The 24,789-nt window shown below is 52.5% G+C and carries 18 protein-coding genes; 3 read left to right on the forward strand and 15 right to left on the reverse strand.

What is annotated here, in order from left to right:
* Positions 1-48 precede the first annotated feature (48 nt).
* The 15 genes from MMC1_RS11540 to MMC1_RS11615 all read right to left on the reverse strand — a co-directional run bounded on the left by MMC1_RS11540 (position 49) and on the right by MMC1_RS11615 (position 21,560).
* Entirely contained in the window at positions 49-909 is an 861-nt protein-coding gene (locus MMC1_RS11540; RefSeq protein ID WP_011713868.1) for a hypothetical protein, read from the reverse strand.
* Between the two features lie 72 nt (positions 910-981).
* Complete coding sequence (locus MMC1_RS11545; protein WP_011713869.1) at positions 982-6,099, reverse strand: coiled-coil domain-containing protein; 5,118 nt, start codon at positions 6,097-6,099, stop codon at positions 982-984.
* Positions 6,100-6,110: 11 nt separating this feature from the next.
* The gene (mamT, locus tag MMC1_RS11550; RefSeq protein WP_011713870.1) at positions 6,111-6,614 is read right to left on the reverse strand and encodes a magnetosome protein MamT; all 504 of its coding nucleotides are present in this window, start codon (positions 6,612-6,614) and stop codon (positions 6,111-6,113) included.
* A 9-nt stretch (positions 6,615-6,623) separates the two neighbouring features.
* The gene (mamS, locus tag MMC1_RS20140; RefSeq protein ID WP_011713871.1) at positions 6,624-7,256 is read right to left on the reverse strand and encodes a magnetosome protein MamS; all 633 of its coding nucleotides are present in this window, start codon (positions 7,254-7,256) and stop codon (positions 6,624-6,626) included.
* Between the two features lie 206 nt (positions 7,257-7,462).
* Complete coding sequence (mamB, locus tag MMC1_RS11560) at positions 7,463-8,347, reverse strand: magnetosome biogenesis CDF transporter MamB (protein WP_011713872.1); 885 nt, start codon at positions 8,345-8,347, stop codon at positions 7,463-7,465.
* Positions 8,344-9,270 carry a magnetosome protein MamQ gene (mamQ, locus tag MMC1_RS11565; protein WP_011713873.1) on the reverse strand — a complete coding sequence of 309 codons (927 nt, stop codon included), beginning with the start codon at positions 9,268-9,270 and terminating at the stop codon, positions 8,344-8,346. Before mamQ ends, mamB begins: the two co-directional genes overlap by 4 nt.
* A 45-nt stretch (positions 9,271-9,315) precedes the next feature.
* On the reverse strand, positions 9,316-12,384 hold the full coding sequence (locus tag MMC1_RS20145) for a tetratricopeptide repeat protein (RefSeq protein ID WP_011713874.1): 3,069 nt from the start codon (positions 12,382-12,384) through the stop codon (positions 9,316-9,318).
* A gap of 40 nt (positions 12,385-12,424) precedes the next feature.
* Entirely contained in the window at positions 12,425-13,084 is a 660-nt protein-coding gene (locus MMC1_RS11575; protein WP_011713875.1) for a tetratricopeptide repeat protein, read from the reverse strand.
* A gap of 14 nt (positions 13,085-13,098) precedes the next feature.
* Positions 13,099-13,884: a magnetosome magnetite formation protein MamP gene (gene mamP, locus MMC1_RS11580; protein ID WP_011713876.1), complete on the reverse strand. Its 786-nt coding sequence runs from the start codon at positions 13,882-13,884 to the stop codon at positions 13,099-13,101.
* The gene (gene mamO, locus MMC1_RS11585; RefSeq protein WP_041641192.1) at positions 13,881-15,881 is read right to left on the reverse strand and encodes a magnetosome protein MamO; all 2,001 of its coding nucleotides are present in this window, start codon (positions 15,879-15,881) and stop codon (positions 13,881-13,883) included. The genes mamP and mamO overlap by 4 nt, the downstream gene beginning before the upstream one ends.
* A gap of 37 nt (positions 15,882-15,918) precedes the next feature.
* A complete protein-coding gene (gene mamM, locus MMC1_RS11590) occupies positions 15,919-16,917 on the reverse strand; it encodes a magnetosome biogenesis CDF transporter MamM (protein WP_011713878.1) in 999 nt (332 codons plus the stop codon).
* Between the two features lie 85 nt (positions 16,918-17,002).
* A complete protein-coding gene (locus tag MMC1_RS22445) occupies positions 17,003-17,305 on the reverse strand; it encodes a lipopolysaccharide assembly protein LapA domain-containing protein (RefSeq protein ID WP_081436277.1) in 303 nt (100 codons plus the stop codon).
* On the reverse strand, positions 17,263-17,589 hold the full coding sequence (locus tag MMC1_RS11600) for a magnetosome magnetite crystal formation protein family (RefSeq protein WP_011713880.1): 327 nt from the start codon (positions 17,587-17,589) through the stop codon (positions 17,263-17,265). Before MMC1_RS11600 ends, MMC1_RS22445 begins: the two co-directional genes overlap by 43 nt.
* A gap of 105 nt (positions 17,590-17,694) precedes the next feature.
* Complete coding sequence (gene mamK / locus MMC1_RS11605) at positions 17,695-18,735, reverse strand: MamK family actin-like protein (RefSeq protein ID WP_011713881.1); 1,041 nt, start codon at positions 18,733-18,735, stop codon at positions 17,695-17,697.
* Between the two features lie 788 nt (positions 18,736-19,523).
* Positions 19,524-21,560 carry a hypothetical protein gene (locus MMC1_RS11615; RefSeq protein WP_143711415.1) on the reverse strand — a complete coding sequence of 679 codons (2,037 nt, stop codon included), beginning with the start codon at positions 21,558-21,560 and terminating at the stop codon, positions 19,524-19,526.
* A 1,044-nt stretch (positions 21,561-22,604) separates the two neighbouring features.
* Here MMC1_RS11615 and MMC1_RS11620 point away from each other — a divergent pair.
* From MMC1_RS11620 to MMC1_RS11630, 3 genes are all read left to right on the forward strand, one after another.
* Entirely contained in the window at positions 22,605-22,823 is a 219-nt protein-coding gene (locus tag MMC1_RS11620; RefSeq protein WP_011713883.1) for a hypothetical protein, read from the forward strand.
* A 26-nt stretch (positions 22,824-22,849) separates the two neighbouring features.
* Complete coding sequence (locus MMC1_RS11625) at positions 22,850-23,668, forward strand: HD-GYP domain-containing protein (RefSeq protein ID WP_041641194.1); 819 nt, start codon at positions 22,850-22,852, stop codon at positions 23,666-23,668.
* Positions 23,669-24,558: 890 nt separating this feature from the next.
* Positions 24,559-24,744: a hypothetical protein gene (locus MMC1_RS11630; RefSeq protein ID WP_041641195.1), complete on the forward strand. Its 186-nt coding sequence runs from the start codon at positions 24,559-24,561 to the stop codon at positions 24,742-24,744.
* Positions 24,745-24,789 lie beyond the last annotated feature (45 nt).

Raw genomic sequence — 24,789 nt, forward strand, 5'->3', positions numbered from 1 at the left:
TTGCCATGTACAAGCATATATCCAGAATCGTTCACATGGGGGTCAGGACTAGGGATTTTGCGGCTGGACATGGTTCTCTCGGTTTTCTAGCGCGACCGCCTGCTGCATAACAAACCGCAACTCAACGCGACGCCCATCCGAGCGCACATCAAAGTTGGAGGCGACACCCGCCACCTTGAACAAACTATGCCCCTGTGCCCCACGCAATCCGTTGAGTAGCCGATCTTTTTTCAGCAGACTCTCAAACAGGCTAAAGCCGCGTTTCATCGCCACGTTCCAATTGCCATTAAAACGTGGCTGATCAATATCTGACTGTGGGGAGTGGCCCTCAACATAGACACCTTCCAACAAAACCTTACCTGGCTCACCCGCGCAACTTAACCCAGGCGCATCAATCGTAAAGCAAGGTAAAACCTTTTTTAACACCCCGACAAGCTTACCGAGCAAAGCCTGTTTTTCCGCTCCCACATTGATACGTCCGGCATCAAACAAAAAGAGATCGGGGAGAAAGAGCGCCCCGCCCAGCTCATCCACATGATGCGCAACCCCCTCTGCCGTGAGCTCCTTACTGAGGCGGCTTAACAGATCTTGTAAAGAGAGACGCGCAGGGTCCTCCACATAGACCTGCTCCACTTTAACCACCGGAGCGGGGAGTTCTGGACAGCTCATTGGCGCGGATGGCGCTACCGCCGGTTGTGCAGACGGTTCTAGCGCCTGGGGTAAGGGTTCCACCGTTTGGGGCAACGGTTCTACCTGTGTTGCTACGGTCACTGTAGGCTGCGGCTGTTTCGCAACGGCGCGGGAGACCTGCTCCAAATCGAGTATAAGAAACAGAGATACGCCTAATACCAGCACAAGGGCCATCAGCTCCACCACGATGAAGAGAAATCCTTTTTCATAAGCTCTCATGGATTTGCTCCTTCACATCGTTATGGCTGCTAACGGCACCTTGTTCCACCCTATCTGGCTTATGCAGGCAACTCACAACGGCTCCTCCTCAGGTTCCTCATCCAACTGGGCCAACATATCGGCTAATACCAGGGGAAACTCTTCGGTTAACATCACCACCGCATTGTGGGTCTGGCTCATATTTTCTGCATTTTCATGTAGGAACTGGGCGAGTTGCATAAAGGGCTGATCCAGCGCCTCCAACTCCTCCATGGTCATCTCAGAGTTCTCTTGCAACTGGGCTACCTGATCTGCCAGGGCCAATAATTTATCAAGAATCTCCTCCTGAGCACGCTGCCCCCCCTGCCCAACCAGCTCTCGCAACCCTGCCACAGCCGTTTGAATGGGCTCCAACCCTTGTTGTACCGTGCTGGAGAGCTTCTCAGCCAATGTTTCGAGCAATGCCCCCATTGCGGCCTCGCGAGAGCTCGCTAACGCCTCATCATAGGCTTTAAGACGTGCCACCACAGGTTCAATCAGCTGCTCTTGCAGTTGCGCCTCCGAAAGCCCCTGCCCCCCCATGGTCACCTTCTCCATGGCTTGACTGAAGAGCCCCTGCAACTCATCACGCAACTGCTGGGCCGAGGCCTTGACCGCATCCAATTGCAGACGCCCACTCTCTTGCAAGGCGTCATTCAAACGCCGCAAAAATGCTTCACCATCCAGACTGTGAGAGGCCGTTTCTATGCGCCCCATCAACGCCTCAATCTGCTCGGCGGTTTGACGCATCTGGCTGGCATCCCGGCTGACTTCCAAGCGAAGCTGCTCGCCTAAGCGCCCCATTGCGTGATGAACGGCCTCGACACCCCCTTCAGCCAAACGCTCGCCCTCTTCGCGAAGCAGATCCAAGGCGCTATCCAGGAAGGTTTCATCCAGCTTTTCTGCTTTAATACGCAGCGTTTCCAACGTCCCTTCAAGATTTTTTGACAAACGCTGCAAACGGTCGGCCTCCCCAGTCAGACGCTCCTGCACGGCGTTGGCCATACCTTCCAGAATAATTTGCAACTGTTGCTGATCCATCTCCGCCAGATTGGCCTCGGCAACGTGGGTCTCCAACAGGGTGCGAATATCGTGCTCCGACATCCCCTGCACCCGCTGATCCACCCGCACCAGCAACCCATCCATGCGCTGGCTTAGCCGCTCGATCTGGGCAGCACCCGCATCTACCCGCTGGCTCATAGCATCGGTAAGGGTGACACTCAATTGCTGCATCTGCTCTTGCAGTGCGCGCAATGCTCCCGCATCACCCGCGGCAGTGCCCCCTAGCGCAGCCCCCGATATTTTGGCCAACAGCGCAGGCGTCAAACCCTCAAGCTGCTTTTCAAAACCTGTGTTCAACTGAGCGACCTGACCCGACACAAACGCCAATTTATCCGCTGTTTCACGCAACTGAACCTGCAACTCGCCACGTAACCCCTGCAAAAGGTTGCTGATGGTGCTGCTACTCAATTGATCAACCCGACCACCCTCTGCTCGTATAACCTCTAAAATAGGCGACAAGTCCACCACGGGCGGCTGCTGCCAACCCTCAAGACGCTTGACCAATGCATCGGCGGTCTGGCGTAGGCGTCCACTCTCCGCTTCAACCTGCTCGCGTAACTGACGAAAGCCCCGCTCCAGCGAATCGCGCAAACTCTTCTCAAGTTGCGCTTGCTCCTCTCCCTGGCCATGGGCGAGGGCCTCAATCAACTCTCCATGTAACCGGCTAGAACGGGCATCCAATGCCTCACTGGATTGTTGCAGCCGATCCAAGGCGCGCCGTATCGCCGCACTATCCTGCTCAAAACGTTCAGCAATGCGCTGACCAACCTGTTCCAGAGCCTGTTGCACGCTGTTTTCCAAAAACTGGGGGGTCATGGGCTGCGCCACAACCTGCGAAACGTCCCCTTTGGGGGCCTTCTGCATGGCGCTGTGCAACGCATCTGAGAGCATCTCACGCATGCGGTTCACATCCAATGCAGCAGGCAATTTTGCGTGCAACGCCTGAAAATTGTTCTCAACAACCCGTTCAATCTGCTCGTCAGAAAGGTTCAAACCGGCCATGCGTGTGGTCAACCCCTGCATCTCATCCCGCACCAACTCCACGATGGATGTTAGGCTGGTATGGCGCTTTGCCACCCGATCCCCTTGTTCACGCACCGCATCCAACACCGGCTCCAGATCAACCTTTTGACGCTTGACCTGCTCCACCGCCTCCATCAATGTGTCGTGCTGGGCGCGGGCCTCCATGCGCTGCTGTTGTATCGCCCCTAACAGACCCTGTTGCAGTTGCTCCAGCTGCCCCGTGACCCACTCAGACTGTTTGGCCTGCTCTTGGCGAACCACCCCATTGAGGCGCTCCACCACAAGTTGCGCCACCCCTTCGTGCAAACTTTGCTGCGCCTTCTCCAGCCGTTGAACCACCCCCTGTAAGGATGGCAACAAACCCTCGGCTGTAGAGCCACGCTCATGTTGCAGCACAGCCAACGCCTGGTGCAGCAGCTGTTTGCTCTCCAGCAGCACGCCCTCCCATTGACTGCGTGCCTGTGCAAACAGCGACTCAGCCTGTTGCGCCGTAAGGGTATCCACCTCCAGCACCTGGTCCAGTTGATGGGCGCTTTTGTTCACCTGTTGCTGTAGACTTTGTAGATCCTGCCGCTGTCCCTGCAAAAGCGCCGAAAAGTCGTGCATCGCCGACTCTATCTTCACCGTGTTCGCATCGGCCAAGCGTGAGCTTTCGTCCTTGATCCAGGCCAATACCGGTTCCAGGGAGAGCCCGGCAACCTGCCCACTCTGACCCGCCAACAGGGTCATCACCCGTTCCAACTGCTCACTCAATGTTTGAAAACGACCACTTTCCACCGGGGCCAATGTTTCAAGCCGCGCTTTGATCCCTTCAAACTCAACGACCAAATCCCTGCGTTGACGCTCGATCAATTCTGCGACTTGCTGCTCGGCGCGTGATTGCCAAGCGCTATCACCAACCGCCTCTGAACCCTGCTCGCGCCGTTTTTGCCACTTTAAGAGCGATTGGTTCACCCGTTCTAATACCGGCTCCATCTGCGAGAGCAGACGCTCTGGCAGTAAGCCGACTGAATCATTCAGATCTTTAACCATGCGCTGGGTTTCGCGGTTTTCAACGCTGAACAGCTGCCCTTGCGCACTCAACTTTTCACCAAGCCCCTGCTGGCCACGCAGCAGATCGCCACTCATATTCTGCATGCCACTAAGCAGCCGATCGGTGTTGTTGTCCATTTGCCGCAGAGCATCCTGAACCGCACGGGCCAAATCACTGCGCAACAGGGTTAAATCCTGCCGCGCCAATGCCTCCCGCAGCTGCTCCAGCGCTGTTGCGGAGTGGTCGGCAGCCTGTTTTAAACCTTGCAACTCCTGCCGCACGCCATCAATCACTCGGCGCCCCACGTCACCCAGCAACTCCTTGAGTTGTTGAAGAAACTCGCCACGCCACCACTCACCCCGACGCATAAATTGCAGCAGCTGTTCTGCCCGCTCCTGGGAGCCTTTTTCAAGCCGCTCCCCCAACGCATTCAACCCCGTTTGCAACTGGGCCGTCTGGGCATTAATCTCTTCGGCAAGTTGGGTTAAGCCGGCATTAAGCCGCTCGGAGTGCTGTTTACCCTGCTGCTCAAGCTTCGCACCCATCACAGTAAACCGCTGAGCCATTTTTTCATCCCGCAACGCCGCCCCTTCGTCCAGACGTCGCCCCAGATGATCCATTTGCTGAGCACGCTGGCGGCCATTATCATCCAGACCATTGACCACCCGTTTAAGCTGGTCTTCGAGTCGTTCTGATTGGCTCTCCAACGCTTTTTCCACCCGCTTACCCATGGCGTCGGTGTTTTGATCCACCCCTTCGCGCAGCTGGCGGCTATGCTCATCCAGACCCGTAACCACCCGTTTAAGCTGCTCTTCAAGCCGTTCTGATTGGCTCTCCAACCCCTTTTCTATCCGCTTACCCATGGCGTCGGCGTTTTGATCCACCCCTTCGCGCAAACGCTCCAACAGATGGCCATGCTGCCGACCCTGCTGATCCAACTCTTCAGAAAAACTCTGCATGCCCTTTTCTAAACTCAGGGCGATCCGCTCAAGCAGACGTTCCTGCTGCATATCACGGCCTAATGCAGCCTCCGCCCCACCCGTCGCCACGGGCACCCCTCTGCCGCGCTCCTCGGCAAGAGGTAAGAGCGCGTGGCGCAGCGTCGCCGATAGCCCCTCCTCCAGACGCTCAATCAATCGATCCTGGTTGAGTTGAAAAGAGTGCAGACGCTCCCCCTCATCCAGACGCATCTTTTTCATGCCGCTGAACAAGGCGTCGCGCATCAGGTTGGCAAGCTGTTCCTGGCGCGTCTCAGCACGCAGCGCGCTCTGTTCCAAACCCTCGTGTAAAGCCTCAATCAAGCGGTTGCTCAAACGATCAAGGGCTAACACGTCAACATCCTGACGCACTGCGCCACCGCCGCTCTGGCGCTGCCATTGGGCCAGCAAAAGGGTCTCCGCCGGCACATACTCGACCAGCTTACCCAAACGCTCTGTAAATGCCTGCAAACGGCCTTCTAACGCATCCACGCTTTGACGCATTTCAACGGCAAATAAAATGGCTGCCAGCAGACCAATACCCACCGCCATCAATTTGCTTGTGGCCGCCCCCAAAAGCCCCGCCAAGGCAAGGCGTACGGTCTGCACATCGAGGTTTTCCACCCCATTAAGCTGGCCGTGCAATGCGGTCATCATACCAAATAAAGAGGCCACCAAAGCCAATCCAGCGACCAGCATCGGAACGGTGCGTATCCATTTTAAATCGACATGAAAAGGTAAAATCCGCTCCGCTGAAAAGAAGTGCTCCACCCGATCCACACTGCGAAGCGGCGTATCATCACCCGTGGCGACAAAGGTATTGCGGTAGGCGCTCCACGCTGAACCCAAAACAGGGTTTTGCGCAAGCATTTCGGAATAGGTTTCTAAGCGGTCAGAACCCTGACTCTCTAGCGCGAATTCAACACTGAGCAGGGCATCATCCAGAGCCTGTTGCACGGGCTTGATCTGACGCAGCCGTAAGGAGATCCACATAAACAGCGCCCACACCACCAGAGCCAGTGCAAACCATAGCGAAGCTTTGGGGTGTGACAATAGGGTAGCCGCATCTTCAAGCATGGCAATTAACTCTAATTGGGTGGCAGCTTTACCACAATATCATGGCACTTAATACAACGACCTGCAGCCGGATGGTGACGCGTGGAATCCGGATAAATCGGCGGGCCAACCTTGGTGATCATAGAGGCTTTCTCAAGCACCTTACCAACCGGCGTAATAGGCTGGCTGCCCGGCGGGGCACCCCCTTTAATAAGGTGGCACTTGGTGCATAATCCCCAATAAGGGTGTGGTAACTTAGCGTTTTTAGGGATTACAGGTAGCATCTTGACAACCATTTTGGCTGGCTGCTGTTTGTTTTGTTGCACTTTTCGGACCACCTCTTCCTGAATGGTGGGTTGGGTTGGCATGGGGTAGCTGCCAAAAATTTCCCCTTGCAGATACCGTGGAATGCGGTTGTCGGACCACTCTTCTAGCGTATCCTTGTTTTTTTCATAGAGTAACCAAGCCCCCCCCATAACGACAAGCAGCACAATCATGGCGGTTAATGGGGAGGGTGGTTTACTGTTCAGTTGCACCGTCTACCCCTAACGTAGCTTGTTAGACCAAAGCGCAAAACCCTCATCGTTGCGCAAGTGACAGCGCTTAGCGCCTAACCGCAAAAATTTTGCATAAACAACGGCATCTTTATTGATGTTATCAAACTTAAAGCCCCGACCGCTAACCTGCATATCGTGTTGTAGCGTGCAGCCCATAAATGCCAAAAACCAACTTGGCGCAACCGAAATATGCAACTCTCCATTGCCAGGCTGACTTAACCAAATGTGAATCTGCTTATCTTGCCATTGAATTTCGGATATTTGCTGGATCGTACCTTCAAAACTGACCAAAGGCGCCTGCCGAAAAGGCACCACCCCCGGCTGCACCGGTGCCCCACCATCGTTGCGTACAGGGTTTAAGGCATCCCCCACAGCCTGGGGTTGCGTAGCCTGGGGTTGCGTAGCTGGAGCAGTTTGCGCCGCTATTTGCAGCGCCCGTGGCTGCCCCTGAACATAAGCTGGCCCAACCGCTCCTGGTTGCGGAACATTCATTTTTACGCCCTGCCCCAAACCGGTATCTCCCGAAAACAGGGAGCCCACCTGGTTGGGCATAAGGGTCATCACAATAAGACCCACCATAAATAGGGCAGCAAGTACGCCGATCCACTCTTCCCATTTCATACTAAGATCCACAACTGAGCAAGGCGTTAAACCAAAATGGCGGATAAAACAAGATGCTAACGCAGAGATGATGCAGGGTCAAATCAAACACATAAAACGCCATCCATTCTCTACCTATGGGGGGCGCAACAGACTACCCCCTATAGACAAAAAGGGAGAGACGGCGTTTGTCTCTCCCTTTTTAAGCTACGTCACACCAGACACACTCAACGGGACTCCGTACGCAGCGGTGTCAAAAATATCTGCAACTCGCCAATGTGTTTGACCTCTTGGAAGATACGCCGCTTTAACAGGTCTACAATCAAATCCCCTTCATACACCTTTAACGCTTCGGCAACCTCCACATTGAGTTCCACGTGCAGGTTATCCCCCATGGTACGTGCTCGCATGTAGTTGATGCCATGTACGCTGGAGACATCTTTGACAATTTTATAAATATCTTCCAACTCCTCCATCTCTGGTGAGGCATCCATCAGACCATCTATGGCTTCCAGATTTAATTCGATACCGATACGAATCACCAGGACAGAAACCCCCAATGCCGCCAAGGGATCCGCGACAGGAAAACCAAATGTCGCAAAAGCAACCCCAATCATCACAGCGATGGATGAAAAAGCATCGGAGCGATTATCCCAGGCATTGGCCATAATGGCAGGACTGTTGTTTTGCTTACCCACGCAGCTCTGATAGCGAAACATCAGCTCATTGGAGATCACCGAAATGGCAGCTCCCAAAATGGCAATGCGATTAGGAGCGTCATAATCGCCCGTCACAATGGTCTTGATGGCGTCAATCAGAATGAAAATCGCCCCCGTAATCAGAATCAACCCCACGATGGACGATGAAATAAACTGAACCTTACCGTGCCCGTAATGGTGGTCGTCATCGGCTGGACGCTCGGAAATTTTCAAGCTGGCCAACGTTACGGTAGAGGCCATGACATCCGCAGAGGAGTGAAAGGCATCCGCCACCAGCGCTTGACAGCCTGAGATAACACCCAAAACTCCCTTAATAACCACCAGGATCAGGTTAGAAACAATGGAGTACCACGTAACCGTATCCCGGCAATTTCGACATTCATCGTACTTCATGGCGCTCTCTTGTCATTGGACGGTTTCTGTCCCTCAAGCGGATGTGGCGTCACAACCTTGGGAACCTTTCTGACCTCTGGCGCTTTGCCGTCAAATACCGGCAGCAAGCGGTCAAACGTATCGTTGTCAACCTGTGGCACACGCAACACGGGATCTGCGCGGCTATCACGAGCTGTAAAGTAGTCGTAGCGATCAAACCCGGTCACCTTGGCCAGAATATACCATGGAAAGGAGGAAATCAGTGTATTGTAAATACGCACTTCCTCGTTATATTCATCACGCCGCAGGGTAATCCGGTTTTCAATTTCCACCAATTTATCCATCAATTGCTGGTATGTCACGGATGCGGTAATATTGGGATATTGCTCCACAACCGCCAGCAGATTGGCCAAGGCACCACTGCTGACATTGCCTGTCATACCCAACATCTGCTTTAAAAAGTTGGTATTATCATGACCAGCCAAGCCCGACTCCAGATCAGCCGCCGAGCCTTCCGGCCCCTCTGCGGCACGGGCTTCCCCCCCTTGACCAATCTGCTTGCGCACATCAGCTACGTGGCGGTAGACTTCTTGCTCCAGCGCCGCTTGGTTTAGGGTCAAGTTGACCAGATTCTGCACCAAATTCAAACGCCGTTGCAAGGCATCTTCAATATGACCGTGGGAGGAGAGCACCCGCTCCTCAAGGGTCACGAAACGGTTAAAATTGTAGAGGGTCGTTACCCCAAAAATCACGATGGAAAGAAAGGAGACCGTGACGATCAAGGCGCGGGATTTAATCGGCGGCAAGCGCAGTCGCTGGGACTCAAACTCCTCCTTATACATATCTTTCATCAGACGTTTCATACGGCGCACACGCTCACTATTGAGCGATTCTGACTCCAGCGCCTCTAAACCGTCCGTTGCGTCGCGACCATTTTTACTCATCACCACCTACCCCATCCACTTGCCGCCCCGATGACGCTTCGACACTCAACTCAATTCATCCTCGACCACCTGCTCGTGGGCAGGTTTGACTTGTAACATCTGATTCAGTTCATCAACATGTTGGTAGAATAGCGCGGCATCTTCATGCTCATTCAAACGCTCAAGGATTTCCGCTGTCAGCATAAAGGCATGGGGATCGTATGGACGGATCTCCCGAGCCCGCTCAAGATGTGCCAACCCCTCATGGGGTAAACCGGCATGGCCTAGATTCTGGGCTAAAGCGCAAAGACCTTCGTAGAGATCGGGATTGATCGCCACACATTGCCGCAGGTAGGCAATGGCCGACTCACGCCGTTTGCTCCGCTGCATTAACAGTCCCAGACGCAGAAAGAGCTCACAGTCATCATAACCCTTATTAAGCGCCTTAAACAGCACCTGCTCTTCGCGATCAGGGGCTCCCTGTGCTTTAAACACATCCGCAAGTAACAGATAGGCCGAACACGGTGCCTGTGGGGCATTAAGCACATGCTCCAACAAGGGTTGGGCCTCATCCTGCCGTCCCAGGCGTTGCAGATGCCGGGCACGATCCATAAGGAACGCGACCTGCACATCCCCATCCAAGCGGGTTAAACCCTGGTACCAACGGATGGCCCCCGAACTTAGATTTTCCAGAATCACCCCACAGGCATACCAACCAAAAGCCAGCCACATGGTTTTGGGCAAACCACTTTGTTGGCCAAGACGACTGACCAGCGGTTTCGGCCTGCGAATTTGCGGCTCGATACGCACAGGAGCTTCTAGGGCTGCGGCGGCCAGTTTTATACGATGAGACTTCATTCGTCCAAACAAAAAACCGTTGGCCCATGAAAAAGAAGACCCATACTCCTTTTCTTTTGGGTTCGCAGCGGCTTTTTGAGCCACCTGTTCCCGGGCTTGATTGGCTAAAGAGCGACGTTGTTGGATGCGGGTTGTCTCTAAGACCGGGATCTCATCGACAATTAGACCGCTCTGCTCATCCAATTGAACATCGGCCAGCTCATGGGCTGGTATTTGCACCGTTCCCAACCCGTGGCTTGAGGTTGGCTCACTAAGCTGTTCATCTCTGTCGAGCTGTTCCAAAATATCTTGTGCCACTCGGCTAACGGTAACGCTCGAAGCAGAGTCAAAGCTCGCTTGCGTAAACGTGCTGCCCCCCTGCACTGCCCCCCCCGCCAACGCCATTGCCTCTTTTCCCTGGACCACCGAGGTAGCCTGTTGCTTGCCACCGGCCTCAGGCCCTGACAGACCCGACCCCGGTTTGTGGAGCTGCGCGGGATCCATCCCCGCGGCACTCTTATTGGCCGCTATGGATGCAACAGGAGCGGAAAACGCTGAAGCGTATCCGTCAGGCCGCTGTGCGCGGTGGACTGGCCTATCCGACCCATGCTGCAACCCGCCAGAAGCATCACCTTCAGAACCATTTTCTACAGCCCCACGCGCCGCTTCGTGAGTAGCTTCTGCCGTTGGCACCACGCCGGGGGTTTTCTCTACCCCGCGCTCCTCTTCCACTGGGGCGGACTCGACCTCCTGAACGGACTCGGCCTCCTGGACGGGCTCGACCTCCTGAACGGACTCGGCCTCCTGAACGGACTCGACCTCCTGAACGGGCTCGACCTCCTGAACGGACTCGACCTCCTGAACGGGCTCGACCTCCTGGACGGGCTCGACCTCCTGAACGGACTCAACCTCCTGAACGGGCTGGACCTCCTGAACGGACTCGACCTCCTGGACGGGCTCGACCTCCTGAACGGGCTCGACCTCCTGAACGGACTCGACCTCCTGAACGGACTCGACCTCCTGAACGGGCTGGACCTCCTGAACGGACTCGACCTCCTGGACGGGCTCGACCTCCTGAACGGGCTCGACCTCCTGAACGGACTCGACCTCCTGAACGGACTCGGCTTCTGGAGCCGCTACAACACCTGGCCTAGATCCTAGGTTTTCGCTTTCGTCCAACATGTGCGGTTCGGCAGCAGGTGGTAGATCCGAGTAAAACAGCCCGCCCTGTTCATCCACACGAGGGCGGTGTGGATCAAGGATTGTATCAGGAAGCCCCAAAAACGCTGTTTGATCTGTGTGCAGGAGAGAAATGGCAGGAAAATCGACATTCGAACCGCTGTTTGAGGGTTCTTGGCTTTGCACAAGCAATCGATCCGCCAAGACCTGATTGAGCAGATTATCAATCTGCACAAAGGTCATCACTTGTTCATGCGAAGGCACTGAATTTTGCTGAAATAAGCGCTCACTATTTTGGGTGACGTCCGCCTCTTCTCGTGCAGGCGCAACCACTTCCCGCCGTGATTCGTTGGACCACCCCGTCTCTGTCAATAAAAGCGCACCCTCTTCGTGTTCCAGCCTGTCAAGAGGTGACGCCTTGAACGCAGAAGCCTCCAAAAGCTCTGAACCCTCCCGCAATGCATGAGAGGGCTCGACCTTTAGGCCATCCCGCAAGCCCGGCTTTTCCACCCATTGAGCATTATTCTCAGAGACAACGCCAGAACCACGAGAGAGGGGATAAGTCGCCTCAAGCAAGCCACCAACTGGCTGTTGAGATTGATTCTCCATGTTGAAATCAGGAGTCTCTTCAACAACCGGCCCATGCTGTGATGTGTGCTGCTCACGGCTACGTAAAAACGCCGCATAATCAACGGCACCAACCATCTCCCTTTTCGGCAAAATCACCACATTGCTGCGGTTGATAGGTGTGCCTACCTGCACCACGCGGCGATGACGCTCTTCCTCTACCTTGCTGAACTGACGTGTGGACTCCGCACGACTATTCAAGGGCGACGGCGCCTCCATCGCCTCCTTCTGCACAGCAGATGAAGCGGCTACCTCTATATAACCACGACGCTGTGCTGGAGCCATCAGAAGATCAGAAACATGCTCAGGGTCTAGGCGATGCATAGGCAAAAACAGATCATCATGATTCGGGAAGAGCGCGCGTTGCGTATCGTCCATGGGCTCAATAGCAGGCGTAGCTGTGGCATCCCCCTGAGCCTGCGACGCATCCGCTACGTCAGCTAGAGATTGCTCCATCCAGTGAGACACGGTTCGCGGTGTGGAATGACTCATGATCCCCATCCCGTGCAGCGCTCAAGGCATGGGCGAAACATCAGCCGCGTCGCCCTTCTTCCAATTGTGCGGCACGTTTGAAGAGTTGTACCGCTTGATCACGCATACCCAACTGCTCCATGGCAAAACCAATCGACCGATAGACACGAGGCTCTTCGGGACGCAATTTCATCGCATTTTGAAAAGCGAGCAAAGCCTCGTCATAACGCTCTAAATGGTCCAGCGCCATGCCCAAGCGATAATGGATATTGAAGTTATCAAGGTTCTCCGCCGCGCCCTGTTTGAGCACCTCCACAGCGTCCTCATACATTTCGCTCTGGATTAAAGCCATGCCCAAGATGGAAATTACTTTCGCATCCTTGTGACCCGCTTTGTAATAGTGACTCAATAGATTGATACCAGACTGAAGCTTATCCAATTTTAAGTAGCAAAACGCCAGGTGAAAACCCGCCTCAAAATCTTCATAATTGGTCTGCACAACCTCTTCAAGCACCTCAGCCGCATGGGTATAGCGGCCTTGCTTGGCATACTTGATACCCTTATCCCGGAAATAGGCCGAACGATAGTCTGTGTCAACGCTAAAGGTTTCGTCAAACCAGCGGATGGCCGCTCCCGTCGAACGTTTTAGCACCATGCCCACAGTGTGACCAAAAAAGCCCACTTCATCCCAAATTGTACCTTTGGTCGATCTGCTTCCCATCTCAATTTCCTATTTTACTGAATGATGGCATGGCAAGCCCCACAGGGACCCCTGTCTCGGTGCGGCATTGTAGCTCCGGCCCTAATGGGACCCGGCGGTAGGACAATTAAGTCCGGATCAGGCATCATAAGCCCAGCCGTACCAATGGCGTGACACTGCGTACACGGACCACGATAAGGATGGGGCATAATATCCCCGGGTAAAATCATAGGGGCGGTTTCCACTTGAGCCAATCCAAGATTGGCTTCATCAACCAGCGTCAGCGTTAACAGACGCCCCTTTCTATAGACAGCTAAACTTGCACGACGGTCCATCTGACTCCGCCGAGTTTCATCCTGCATCTGTTTTAAACTCTTCACCTTACGCCCATTGATGGCGATCAACACATCACCAGCCAGCAATCCGCTTACGGCGGCGTTTAAGGTGGTTTCATCAATCAACAGACCTTCTAAGTCCAAGGGGAGTTTAAGCTTGCGCTTCAACTCAATAGTTAGGGGCAGTGCTTCCATGCCCTGCCAATGCGCTTCAGAAAACTGAACATTGGGGGCCACAAAGCTACCATTCGCACTTGAAAGAGCGGGAATGGGTGCCCGCTGTTCCACAACCCCACGCCGCATGGCCACGGCAATACCCATGGCGGGGTCTCCCGTGTTCCCTGCAATAGGAGCCCCAACCGGGGTCTCCACGGGAGGGGGCGTTACAGACATATCTGACCCCGGCAGGTCAATCATACTGGCAAGAACGGTTATGGCCACCACCAACATACCCAGTGCGACAATGGTGGTTCCCCTGATTTTCATACAACGAACATCCGAAAGGAGACAGCAAACATGAGAATGGCATAGAGCCACCTAAGAAAGTCCATGGGCACAACCGTGGTTAGCCAAGCCCCGATCATACCACCGAGGTAGGATCCAGGCAACAAGATAAGGGCCATAATCAAGGGGGTTTCCGCTTCAAAAGCACCGCTCGTTATACCGTGCCACATCGCCACAGCAGAACCGACAATAGAGGCAAAAAACACCAAAACCGCGCTGTTCGAGATCGCCATACGCATGGGCACGCCGTTGACATACCGCTGTAACGGTACTTCTACAACACCACCTGTAATCCCTAAAATGCCACTGATTAATCCCATGGGCAGACCCAACACCCCTTCACGCATCCAACGGTTTTCAATGTGTGCCCGATTTTGAAAAAGGTGATCTCGTTCTGCCTCACGATCAATGCCGTGACGATGGTGCTCCCAGATCTCCAGCACCATCTTAATACCCAGTGCCACCGCAAACAGACCCAACAACATGCGAATGACAAAAGCATCCAGCACATTGCCAATAAAATAGCCCGCCACAACGCCCCCGATCACCCAGGGGATCAAGGGCTGCAAAGCTGGCCAATGGATGGTCCCGGAACGTTTATAGCGTAAGGCTGCGGCACCGTACATGAAGATATTGGTCAAATAGGCCACCGGTCGCACCAATACCAGTCCATAACCAAAGATGGACATTAACCCTGTCACCTTAATGATGCCCCCACCCATGGTCATCATGCCACCACTCACACCGGCCACCAAACCCAAAAGCATCAATCCAAAGAATGTGCTTACTGGATAGCCAAAAATCTGGTTTTGCTGACTGTGTGCGCTATTGAGATCTGAAGAGAGCCAAGAAAAATCAAACGGAGAGGATGGCAGGTGAAGATTAAGCTGGTCATGCATGAAATTTCTGGCTTTTGCCCACCATGCGTCCGATGGTCGACCGGTATTCACCGTATTTAAGCCCGTTAACTGCTGCTGCCCAACCGCACTCATACCCAACTGGCCCGGCGGTCCCTGAGCAGCGGCAAGCTGCATCATTGGCGGGTCTACCCCTGGCCCGCCACCCAAACCAGCCCTAGGCACAACACCATTGGTACCTACGGGAGCTATCTCCATAACATCGCGAAAGTGCGCCCGAATCAAGTAGCCGGGGACTAAAAAACCGCGCAATGTTCCGTTATTCTCTTGGAACATCACCCCAATCCCCAACAACGTGCCCTGTCTATCCACGACAGCACCACCACTTTGTGACCAGTGGTAAATGGCATTGATTGGCACCAATCCCTGATATTTCTGGTTGCTCACGGTTAAATCCACCGGTGCCCCAGTAACAGTACCACTCTGAGATATAACATTGCGCTGTAGGCCATCCCCCCAAGAGATCAAGGGGGAACCTGGATCATAACTGCGCGTATCCGTAGGTGTTAAATAGGGAAAGCTATCCCGCGTAATCAATTTAAGAACGGCCAAATTATGCTCAGGGATAACCTTCACCAGACGCGCTTGATAATCCTTGGAACCACCAGGGGTGGCTACCCTCACCTGCAAAGCTACACTACCATTGACCAAATGCGCGGCGGTCGCAACATAGCCCTTTGAGCTAATTAGGACACCTGAGCCAACAGGGTTCAAATTTGAACCCTTATCCATTGCCACAAACAGAGAGACCAATGAAGAACGCACCAAGGGTGACGAAGCCTGTTCAGCAGCCTGCCCCATCGCGGCAACCGCAACCCCTTGCGCTTGACCATCCCCTGTTGGAGTGATCGGGCCACTACCTGGTAAAACATGGCCAGGAACACCACCTGATTTCATATTAGGAAGATAGCTAACCTGACCAAGTTGGTCACGGTGGTCACTGAGCAGGTGAAAACCCCAGGCAAATGTCGCTAAACAGGCCAGGGTAAGTATTACAGCAGGTACGCGCCAACTTTGACGACAAAAGGGCGCAATGCGTTTATTTTCGGCTTTTTTCTTCATGGGGGAGAATGCCATTCCATAGAAGCAAGGTCAAAGATCAACTCTTGGCCAGATCTGTTAATACATCATCATCCGCAAGCAAGTCAGCGTTACGAACACCCTCACGCAGTTTAGCCAGATTAACCAAATCCTCTTCAACTTCCCCAAACTCAGGCACAGAACCAGGGAGCGAGAGGAAACGGACATTGACATCCCCAACATGGGGTATGGTATCGGCGATATGCTCTTCAACCCGATCTGCGATCATCTTCGCCTCTCTAATATCCATATCAGGAACGACCCCAATGTTGACAGAGATCCACAACTCCTGCCCCACCCGCCGACTACGTACCTCCAGGACTGTCTCCACCCCTTTGATTTCATTGGCGCGGCGCTTAATTTCATCTTGTGTTTCTTTGGAACCCGCTTGATCCATCAAACCCTGAACCGAATCCCAGAACACCTGACCACCCAAAATCAACAAATGAATGCTTTCACCCACAGCCACCACACTATCCAGCCATGGCATGCCAAGATAGTGCGAACCTATGATGCCAAAAGCCACGGCGACCGAGGAGATACCATCCGCGTGATGATGCTTAGCCAGTGTCTGCACCATAGGACTATTGATTTCGAGGGCAACGCAGCGGGTATACCCCCAAAAAAACAGGTTCACCAAAACCGATACAATCGCCGTCCACAACGCGATGAGATGGGGGGCTTTATGGCTGCCTTCCAGCAATACAGTGGCGACATTAAACAGCAACCACCCCGTAATGCCCAGCAACACAAAACTGACGACCAAAGAGAGCAAGAACTCAATCTTGCCATGACCGAAGGGGTGTTTTTCATCAATAGGTTTGTTTGAAACTTTCAAACCTACAATGATCAAGGCCGACGTTATCACATCTTTACTAGAGTAGAGGGCGTCTGCCAGCAACGCATGGGAACCTGAAATGATCCCGACAAAAATTTTCATAGCTGAGAGGATAAGGTTGACCAACAACCCGGCCCAACCAATCATTTCATAGCAGACGATGCATTTAGAGTAACGCATGTTTTACCTGTCGTATTTTCCCCAACATCCCATAGAAAACCCGTAATCTTGAAACCACAGGCCCTAACACGTCCAACCCAAGCGATCAGAACTCATCCACATCTTTTTTACGCGATGCCGCACTCTGCACCAAAAAACTGAATGTGGCAATGCCAAAACCACCGATAAACGCACCCGCCAAGGCGAGTATAAGTGGCATTTCAACGGGTTCACCAAAGACAAAACGAACCTCAACATCGTGCATGTTTTGCGAGGAGAAGATCAGCAAAAAAAACGTAAGGATCAGTGATAGCAGCAACCTGAACAAGAATCTCTCCGACTCGTCAAAACCAATGAGAGGTGGGTTTACAGTTTTTCGGCCACACTCGACACCCCAGGCAGACGCCATGCCCTGCCCAAGATAACGGAAACCAACCCCACCAAGGAAAGTACAAAACAGAGCACGCTTGACAGTTGAAAGGCTATTTTACCCAAACCTGGAACGATCAATGCGTAAACCGCGATGACCTCCCATATCCATATGATAATGCCTTGCCGAGCATGAAATGCCACAAAAGGATCTCGACGTCCAATCATAAATGGTACCAGTGCAAGAATACCCAGATAGCTCATCCCTGCTAAAACCTGTGCTACCAGACGATCGCGATCACTTATCAGTCGAAACGCAGCCATTAAACCACCATATTTTATAAGCACAAGGCGGAAGGCAGAAGTGCTTGCAACCTCTCCGACCTTCCGCCCCTATAGAAAAGACCCGCTTATCTGCATGTATCAGGATTAGCCCCCAACGATGTCGCCAACCTGGTTCCAGTATTCGGTAGGCAGCTCAGTGGCCAATTTTAAAGCACCGGCAGCCCCAGCAAAGTCAGGATCCGCGACACGCGAAACATTGACCTTACCATACTCCTTCAACCCTTCGGTCAGGACGGTATCAAGGCCGATAAGATTACTACCGCCCCCGGCCAGGATGATGTTCTTAAGCGCTTCCTGTTGATTATCGGGGTCGAAGGAGAGCACCAATTTTTCTACGCTTTCCAGAATATCGGGAATAATGGTCTCGCAGGCAAAACGCAGCTCGCGGGTTACATCATGCAACATGGGTTTGCCGCCGGCGCGTAGGTTGACCACGACCTCCTCGGTAGGCTCTCCTACAAAGCCATGTTTTTCCTTGATTTTTTGTGCAATGTAAGAAGTGATTTGCACATCAGGATAGGACTCTGCAATGGCATGGGTAAAGACTTCATCCACATAATTGCCACCCTTGAGTAGGGTGATTTGATCCTTATCCGATGGAACCGTCCCCTTCATTGCGCAGATATCGATGGTACCTGCACCAATATCAATGATGATGGCATTGTTCAGTTTATCCAACCCATAGGCAACCATAAACGGCTCAGAGACCACCATGGACATGCTCATCAGGTCATCTGTGATTTTGAGAAGTTGGCTTTTATTGTAGATTGAAGTACGAGCCGGAACCCCAACGATGCCGAGAATTTGCTCATCGCCCTGGGGTTTCGCTTGGCTAATGACATACTTCAGCAACTCCTTGGCGGCCATTTCATCTTTTTCACTGGTCTCTTTGAGCACGCCATCTGCCAGCGGGTAATAGAGGTTTAGATAGGCTTGGTTATCCAGAGCCTCCTGACCAATGACCACGGTATTGTTGAGTATTTTCACGCCAATAATATCTTTAGGATAGCCCACAACGGAGCGAACCATGGTCTTGACGCCACGCCTGGTCATAATAGCCGTACGGGAGGTTCCCAGATCAATACCGACAAACAGCTGCTTATCATTACCTGCAGGAGACTGCATGACCCCTCCTCGAAACAGTGAGCTTAGTGTGTGATACGGAAAAATGATGAACCTCAAGTCCCCTAAAAGCACATTCTTATAGAGCAGCAAGGTTACACCAAATCACAGGATTGTCGCGATAATGACAAAAAAATTCAAGCTAACATTTTAAAAGCGGTCGTTTTAGCCACCCTAACTTAGGAAAACGATCTCGACCGGTTCTGCAAATATTAAATTTTACCCTTTTTTTATCAGAAAGATAGATATCTTAACACCTATTCCCATGAGAGTCCGTATTTATTGTACAAGCGGTGCTATGCAAACCGGCACCCTCAAATTGGAGAGGGTTTCAGAGGCACGACCCGATCCTATGGCACCCAGCACCCACTTGCATCGACTGGCCGCCAAGGCTAAACAGCCATCCTTTTCGAATTACGTTGACATTTTTCTGGAACTCGACGGCTCAAAGGGAGGATTGCCGGAACAGGTAGCCACCGAAAAAACCCAAACAGCCCTTGACACCGCACATATTTTGCCAAATTACATCTTTTCTGTCCAGCGTGGCTCTCTCCTACTGCCAACCTGAGTCGGTGACAGCCTGATCTGGGCAACGATGCCCAGGCTCGACTCTGCTTCCGCGCGACCATCTTGCATGATCAAGGCGCACTGGCCCGGTCGTTTTCTCAACGACAAATTCCGGGGAGATCTATGCCCCCCCTGTTGCAGTTGATTGCAGATTGAGATCATCGGCTTAGTCATAATAAAAACCACCTGGCAAGAGCAGAAGGCCGATCGATGTGCCGTGATCGTTAGGGATTCGCCACGGGGTTATCCAAAAAAGCTTTAACGCGCGGCGTGGTTTGCCCAGCCAGGGCATCGAACAGTGGGCCTTCGGCACGCAACACCGTCTCTCTTTTTGGGTGTAGGCTTTTGGCTTTATTTAAGAAAAGGGTAGCCTTATTGAGTTGGCCCTCCCGCATGTGCTGTGCAACCAAAAATATGTAGCGGTCAGTCACGGCTTCTAAACTGCGCAGAGCATCTGGGTAGCCAGGTATGATGACTAACGCTTTTCTTATTTTAATCAATGCATTATTATCTTCTGGCCAGCTTAGCCGATTGCGTGGAATATCCAGCATGGCCAGCTCCAATAAGCGCTTTACCTGAGACTCTTTCTCGGTTATCTCTGTGGCTGAGAGAGCGGGTATTGGCTCTGCTTGCTCGGCTTTGGGGGGGGTGCGGGTCGCGGCCTCTGTGGACAGCGTGAGAGGGTCGCGCTGCGGCGTTGGTTGTATAGCCATCATCTGGTTTGCAGGGGCAGCCTGCGGGGACTTTGGCAAGGTTAAGGCAGTTGTCCCCATGGGAACCGGTGAGAGGGCTTGCGCCGCTTGATCCTGCGCAGAGAGAGCGTCAGCCTGCACCACTCTGTTGTTGTGCGCAACCCCCTGGGGGGACAGGGGTGTCTCTCGCATGTTTTGAGTCGTCTCAACCACTCGCGGCTTTTCAACGTCCACCCCCATTCCGATGGCGACGGCGGCCCCCGTGCTATTCTCAAGTGTGGCAGGCTGGTTCTCCTTGGTCGAGGGTGTCTTGAGCTGAGACGCCTTACCCGCAATTGTTGAGGCGGAAAGGGCAGCGGTCATGGAAAGGGAGCCATCATGCGCCGCAATGGGAGGGATCTTCTGGCCCTGCTCTGTACCATCATACCCTGCCGAGGGGCTGGTCTGCTCCCCCTGCTGCGACTTTGTGGTGGTTTGATTGGGCGTGTAAACCTCTATTGGTTCCCGATTCGCTGCACTTTGAGGCTCTCGCTTGGATGCAGGCAATTCCGGTAAAACAGCAGCGTTTTTGGTGCTCTCCTGAAACGTCCGCTCCTCTAAGAATGCTGGGAAGCTCTGGGTTGCTTGCCTTGGCAGTGAGGGGGGGGAGGTCTGTTTTAGAGCATAATAACCGACCATCACCACAGGTACGGCAATGCCCAGCAGGGTTATGGTCCACCATTTACCGCTCTGCTTCGGTTGAGTATGGCCTCTCTGTTGAGCCGCATTTAAGATCGTTATCGCATTATCTAATTGATGCTTAAGACTGTTTAAGGACTCTTCTTTCTCCCGTAATCTATTTTCGTAAGCGGCCAAATGCTCGGCATCCCGTTTTTGTTCCAAGCTACGGGTTTCTACCTGTTCTTGCTGTTTGTCCAGCAGCTGCTGGTGTGTCGCAAGCTTTTGTTCGCTGTTTTGTGCGTCCAAAGCCCTGGTTTTAAGCTCTTCAACCCGTTTATTTAACTGTGCGTCCAACAAATCGGCGGTTTCTTTGTGTTTTTGAAACGCGTTCTCGCGGATCTGTTGCTCTGCATGGATACGGATCTCCAGGCGTTCAGTCGCCTTTTCACGGGTTCTAAGTGCCGCAAACCGTTCTGCAAATTGGGTTTGAAGGTTGATCTGGTGCAGCTCATATTGGGTTAATTTAGCCTCTTTCTCGGCCAAATAATCAATCTGGTGTGCCAAGCGGACCTCGGTGGCCATAAGAGAGGCTTCTCTGTTGCGGATCTCTTGAGCCCGCTCGGCTAACGCTTTCATCTGTCGTGCGGTGAGAGCCACGTCATGGCTCTGTGAATGCTCTGCGGACAGCGCTTTGTCCGTGGCCTCTTTCAGTGCAACCTGTAGATTTTGTTCCAGTTTGATAACCCTATCGGTTATTTGTTGGAGGCGTTGAAGATCTTGATCAAACCGTAACTGTTTGTTAACAAGCGCCTGTTCCTGTCGGCGTAGGCGGCTTTCCGTTTCATGAGCCTTCTTCACTCTTTCGGCTTCGTTGGCGTGTTTGGAGGGATGCTCATCTCTCGCGTGCACGTAAGGTATGCTTTGGGGGGGTTCCATCGGGGGTTCACGCTCTTCAGGCGGGTTGGGTGCAAATTGCGCCTCTTGTGTCTGGCTGAAAATGGGGGGCGTGGGTGCCCTGTGGGGGTGGGCAACGGGTATAGATTGCAGTTGGGACAGAGGTGAGTATGCCGAAGGCTGCATGGGTTGAACGGTAGAGTGTGCCGCTAACGAACGGGCATGGGATGGCTGAACAGCTAAGGAGCCTGGCGTTAAAATATCGGCTTGGTGCAACGGGTTATCAACAGAGTGTGGTAGAGTGGTGTTTAGCGGTTCTGCTGGCACATGAGCATGGCCCCACGGGTTTGTTTCTGAAGATTGTGTTGTGCTCTTCATTTTAATAATGGGATCTTTTGTAGACATGAACAAGCCTTCAGCCATTCCCAATAAAACCCCATGTTTGCCGCAAAAGGGTGTTTTAGGGGGTATCTGTTTAGAGTGCGAGAAGAGGATCGACTAACCCGCAGGAAATCGAAAAAAGCCTAGGTATTCCGAACATGCACTCTGCCTCTGCTTAGTGGGCTAGGTAGGGTGTAAAACGCTGTTCAGACACCTGATGAACCAAATAACATGAAGCTTATACTACACCTTGTTGTGAGTCGTTGGAAACGGCTTTATGCAGGGGAGTCGGGGGTGGGGTTGAGTCAGTTTTTTTGGTTGAAAAAGTCATCAGAAATTTGTTAAATTTAAAAGCTAATCTAAGCGCTGTGTTAAATAGAAAAACGTTTCCACTGGGCTAAATCCTCAGTGTGAAGATGGGTTGTATTTGGTTGCTGTAGGGTGAAAGATTACGATGTTTACTTTTGATGACTGTTCGCCCCAACGTATCCATGAAAAGAGTCCAATTTAAGCCGCTTTTCCGTTAAAAATGCGTTCTTTTGGTGTTAAGCAGTCCTTATTAGAACATTATAGGTTTTTAACGTGTGTCACACTAAGCCTTATCTTTAGAGTGTTCCTAGGGTGAGCATGTCGGAAGCCTTGAAGACAAAAGCGTGAAGTTTTTTTTGGGAATCGATCATGGATACTCTTGAGGATCATTTTGCCAAACAGCTCGAAAGTTTGGTTCTGGATGGCGCACCTAAAAAAAAAACTCCTGAGCACATATGGGAACTGGCAGAAAAAAATTGGGTGGACGAAACCAAAGATGCACTAGAGTCGATCTTTGACGCCAAAAAAAAATATCCAACCTATTTGACGCATATTTCAAAAAACAGTGCCCTCGACCGGCTGACCTAGAGAGTGCCATTGATCAATTGCTCCACTTGATCACGCATACCAATAGTGTGGTGATGGCCCTGACCATGCTCAAACATAGCGACTACCATCTCTTGGATCATGTGGTCAATGTATCTGTATATGTAATGCATTTAGCAAATTATCTTGGGTTGGACCAGGACTATGTAAAACGGCTTGGCGTTGCGGGCATGCTCCATGACGTGGGGCTATTACTGTTGCCCACACGGATTGTTACCGAGCCGTGCCGTGTTAGTGAAGATGATTTTGAAGTATATCAAAAACATGTACTGCTCTCCCGTCAAATTTGCCATGAAATGGGCGTGGACGACCACTCCATTATCACCGCCATTTTGCAGCACCATGAGCGGCTTGATGGCTCGGGTTATCCCTGTGCCATGCATAGTGAAGAGATCTCATTGGTGGGGCGTTTATTGGGGCTTTGTGATACCATCGATAATCTGTATGGCCAGCATAGTCTCTGGTACGCACCGGATAACCAATGGGTGCTGGATCAGTTGCGCGGACAGGGCCGGGACCCAAAACGGTTGGACAGTATGCTACTGGAGATTTTTATCGAAAGTGTAGGGATCTATCCTGTGGGATCGTTGGTTCGCCTGAACGATAATCGTTTGGGTGTGGTGTTACACTGTGGACCTTCTGGTCTGTTGAGTCCTGTCTTGCGCATAATCACAAATGAGCAAAACCAACTGCTGTCCAAGCCCTATATTTTGGATTTAGCCCAGGATAAATCGGTCTCTACGATCCGTGTGCATTCCATGGAGAGTTCTCAAGAGTTGGCCGTAGACCCACGGGATTATCTTTTTGGTGCGGAACTCTATCGTTAAACCGCTTAAACAAGAAAAATTCTGGGTTGTGTTGTTGGGTGAATGAGCCTGTTGTTTGTATGTCGATTCATCTATTTCCCAATTGAGCATGCGCAGAGCAACCAGTTAAACCGTTCGACTGCCAGTGAGATAATCAACTCAAGCCTTCGTGGACGCAATAGTGCGTCTGCCCGGCATCCCCCCCCCGCGCAAGGGCCGAAAGACCCTGTATTTCTCAAAGGATTGGGATCTCCACAATGCCGCCGGAGCCTTTGTTGCGTACAGCTACAGTTTCTGCTGGCTTGTCCGCACCCTCAGGATGAGAGGGGATGAGGGCAAAGACGAAGACAGAACCCCGGTCATGTCTGGCCGGTCTGGCTGATCACGTTTGGACCTTCATGGCGTGGGTTTCTCGCCCTGTGACGCCGATTAGGTCAACATACGTAGGACACCACCGAAAACAGCAGAAAAAAACCACAACTGTGACAGCAAAAGTTACACCCTAGAGCAAATTCCGCTACAATTAACACGGCGGCGTATTTGTGCGTTTGCGTAGCCCACGCTCAGGATGGATCTTCGCCCCTAGCCCAACGGCATTTAACCAATAAAGCAACGTGTTGACTTAGCATGCCACATTTTTACGTAACTTCAGTCTCAGATCAATTCGCACCTCTTATGCCACACGACCTTTAACTCAGGGACGCACCATGAGCCAGTCACAAACGTCTAAAGATAAAAAAGAGTCTAGCGTGATGGATGGACCCGCCAGCTTTTTGGATGATGTATCTATCTCAGCCCAAAACAGCCATTCTACGACGCCAACGGCCCATTCTGCCCCTAACGTCCCATCCTCATCGCACCTTCCGGGGCCTAGCCACGGGGCGGTTAGCGGGCATCACACGGGGACACATATGGCTGGCCCGGCCAAGGTGGGTTCTATGAAAATGTTTGGGGTAGCGGGTGGCATGGCGGGTGGTGGCACAGCGGCCATAGCGGGTAGTAAACTGCTCTTGGGCTTGGTATTGATCGCCCCTGCGGTTGGTATAGCCTGCGGGGCCGCAGCATATTATTGCTTGCATGCTCGTCACGCTAAATAAAAAATCTACAGACTGCAAACCGCCTTTATAGAGAAAATATTTTCT

Origin of the sequence: Magnetococcus marinus MC-1 (assembly GCF_000014865.1) — a bacterium.
Classification (GTDB): Bacteria; Pseudomonadota; Magnetococcia; order Magnetococcales; family Magnetococcaceae; genus Magnetococcus; species Magnetococcus marinus.

Bases quoted from the DNA above. Each gene is read 5' to 3' on its own strand.
- MMC1_RS11545 (WP_011713869.1), bottom strand. From the start codon at position 6,099: ATGCTTGAAGATGCGGCTACCCTATTGTCACACCCCAAAGCTTCGCTA.
- MMC1_RS11540 (WP_011713868.1), bottom strand. From the start codon at position 909: ATGAGAGCTTATGAAAAAGGATTTCTCTTCATCGTGGTGGAGCTGATG.
- mamM (WP_011713878.1), bottom strand. From the start codon at position 16,917: ATGCGTTACTCTAAATGCATCGTCTGCTATGAAATGATTGGTTGGGCC.
- mamP (WP_011713876.1), bottom strand. From the start codon at position 13,884: ATGAAAATCAGGGGAACCACCATTGTCGCACTGGGTATGTTGGTGGTG.
- mamS (WP_011713871.1), bottom strand. From the start codon at position 7,256: ATGAAATGGGAAGAGTGGATCGGCGTACTTGCTGCCCTATTTATGGTG.
- MMC1_RS20145 (WP_011713874.1), bottom strand. From the start codon at position 12,384: ATGAGTCATTCCACACCGCGAACCGTGTCTCACTGGATGGAGCAATCT.
- mamO (WP_041641192.1), bottom strand. From the start codon at position 15,881: ATGAAGAAAAAAGCCGAAAATAAACGCATTGCGCCCTTTTGTCGTCAA.
- MMC1_RS11600 (WP_011713880.1), bottom strand. From the start codon at position 17,589: ATGGCTGCGTTTCGACTGATAAGTGATCGCGATCGTCTGGTAGCACAG.
- MMC1_RS22445 (WP_081436277.1), bottom strand. From the start codon at position 17,305: ATGGCGTCTGCCTGGGGTGTCGAGTGTGGCCGAAAAACTGTAAACCCA.
- mamQ (WP_011713873.1), bottom strand. From the start codon at position 9,270: ATGAGTAAAAATGGTCGCGACGCAACGGACGGTTTAGAGGCGCTGGAG.
- mamK (WP_011713881.1), bottom strand. From the start codon at position 18,735: ATGCAGTCTCCTGCAGGTAATGATAAGCAGCTGTTTGTCGGTATTGAT.
- mamB (WP_011713872.1), bottom strand. From the start codon at position 8,347: ATGAAGTACGATGAATGTCGAAATTGCCGGGATACGGTTACGTGGTAC.
- MMC1_RS11575 (WP_011713875.1), bottom strand. From the start codon at position 13,084: ATGGGAAGCAGATCGACCAAAGGTACAATTTGGGATGAAGTGGGCTTT.
- MMC1_RS11620 (WP_011713883.1), top strand. From the start codon at position 22,605: ATGGATACTCTTGAGGATCATTTTGCCAAACAGCTCGAAAGTTTGGTT.
- MMC1_RS11630 (WP_041641195.1), top strand. From the start codon at position 24,559: ATGGCTGGCCCGGCCAAGGTGGGTTCTATGAAAATGTTTGGGGTAGCG.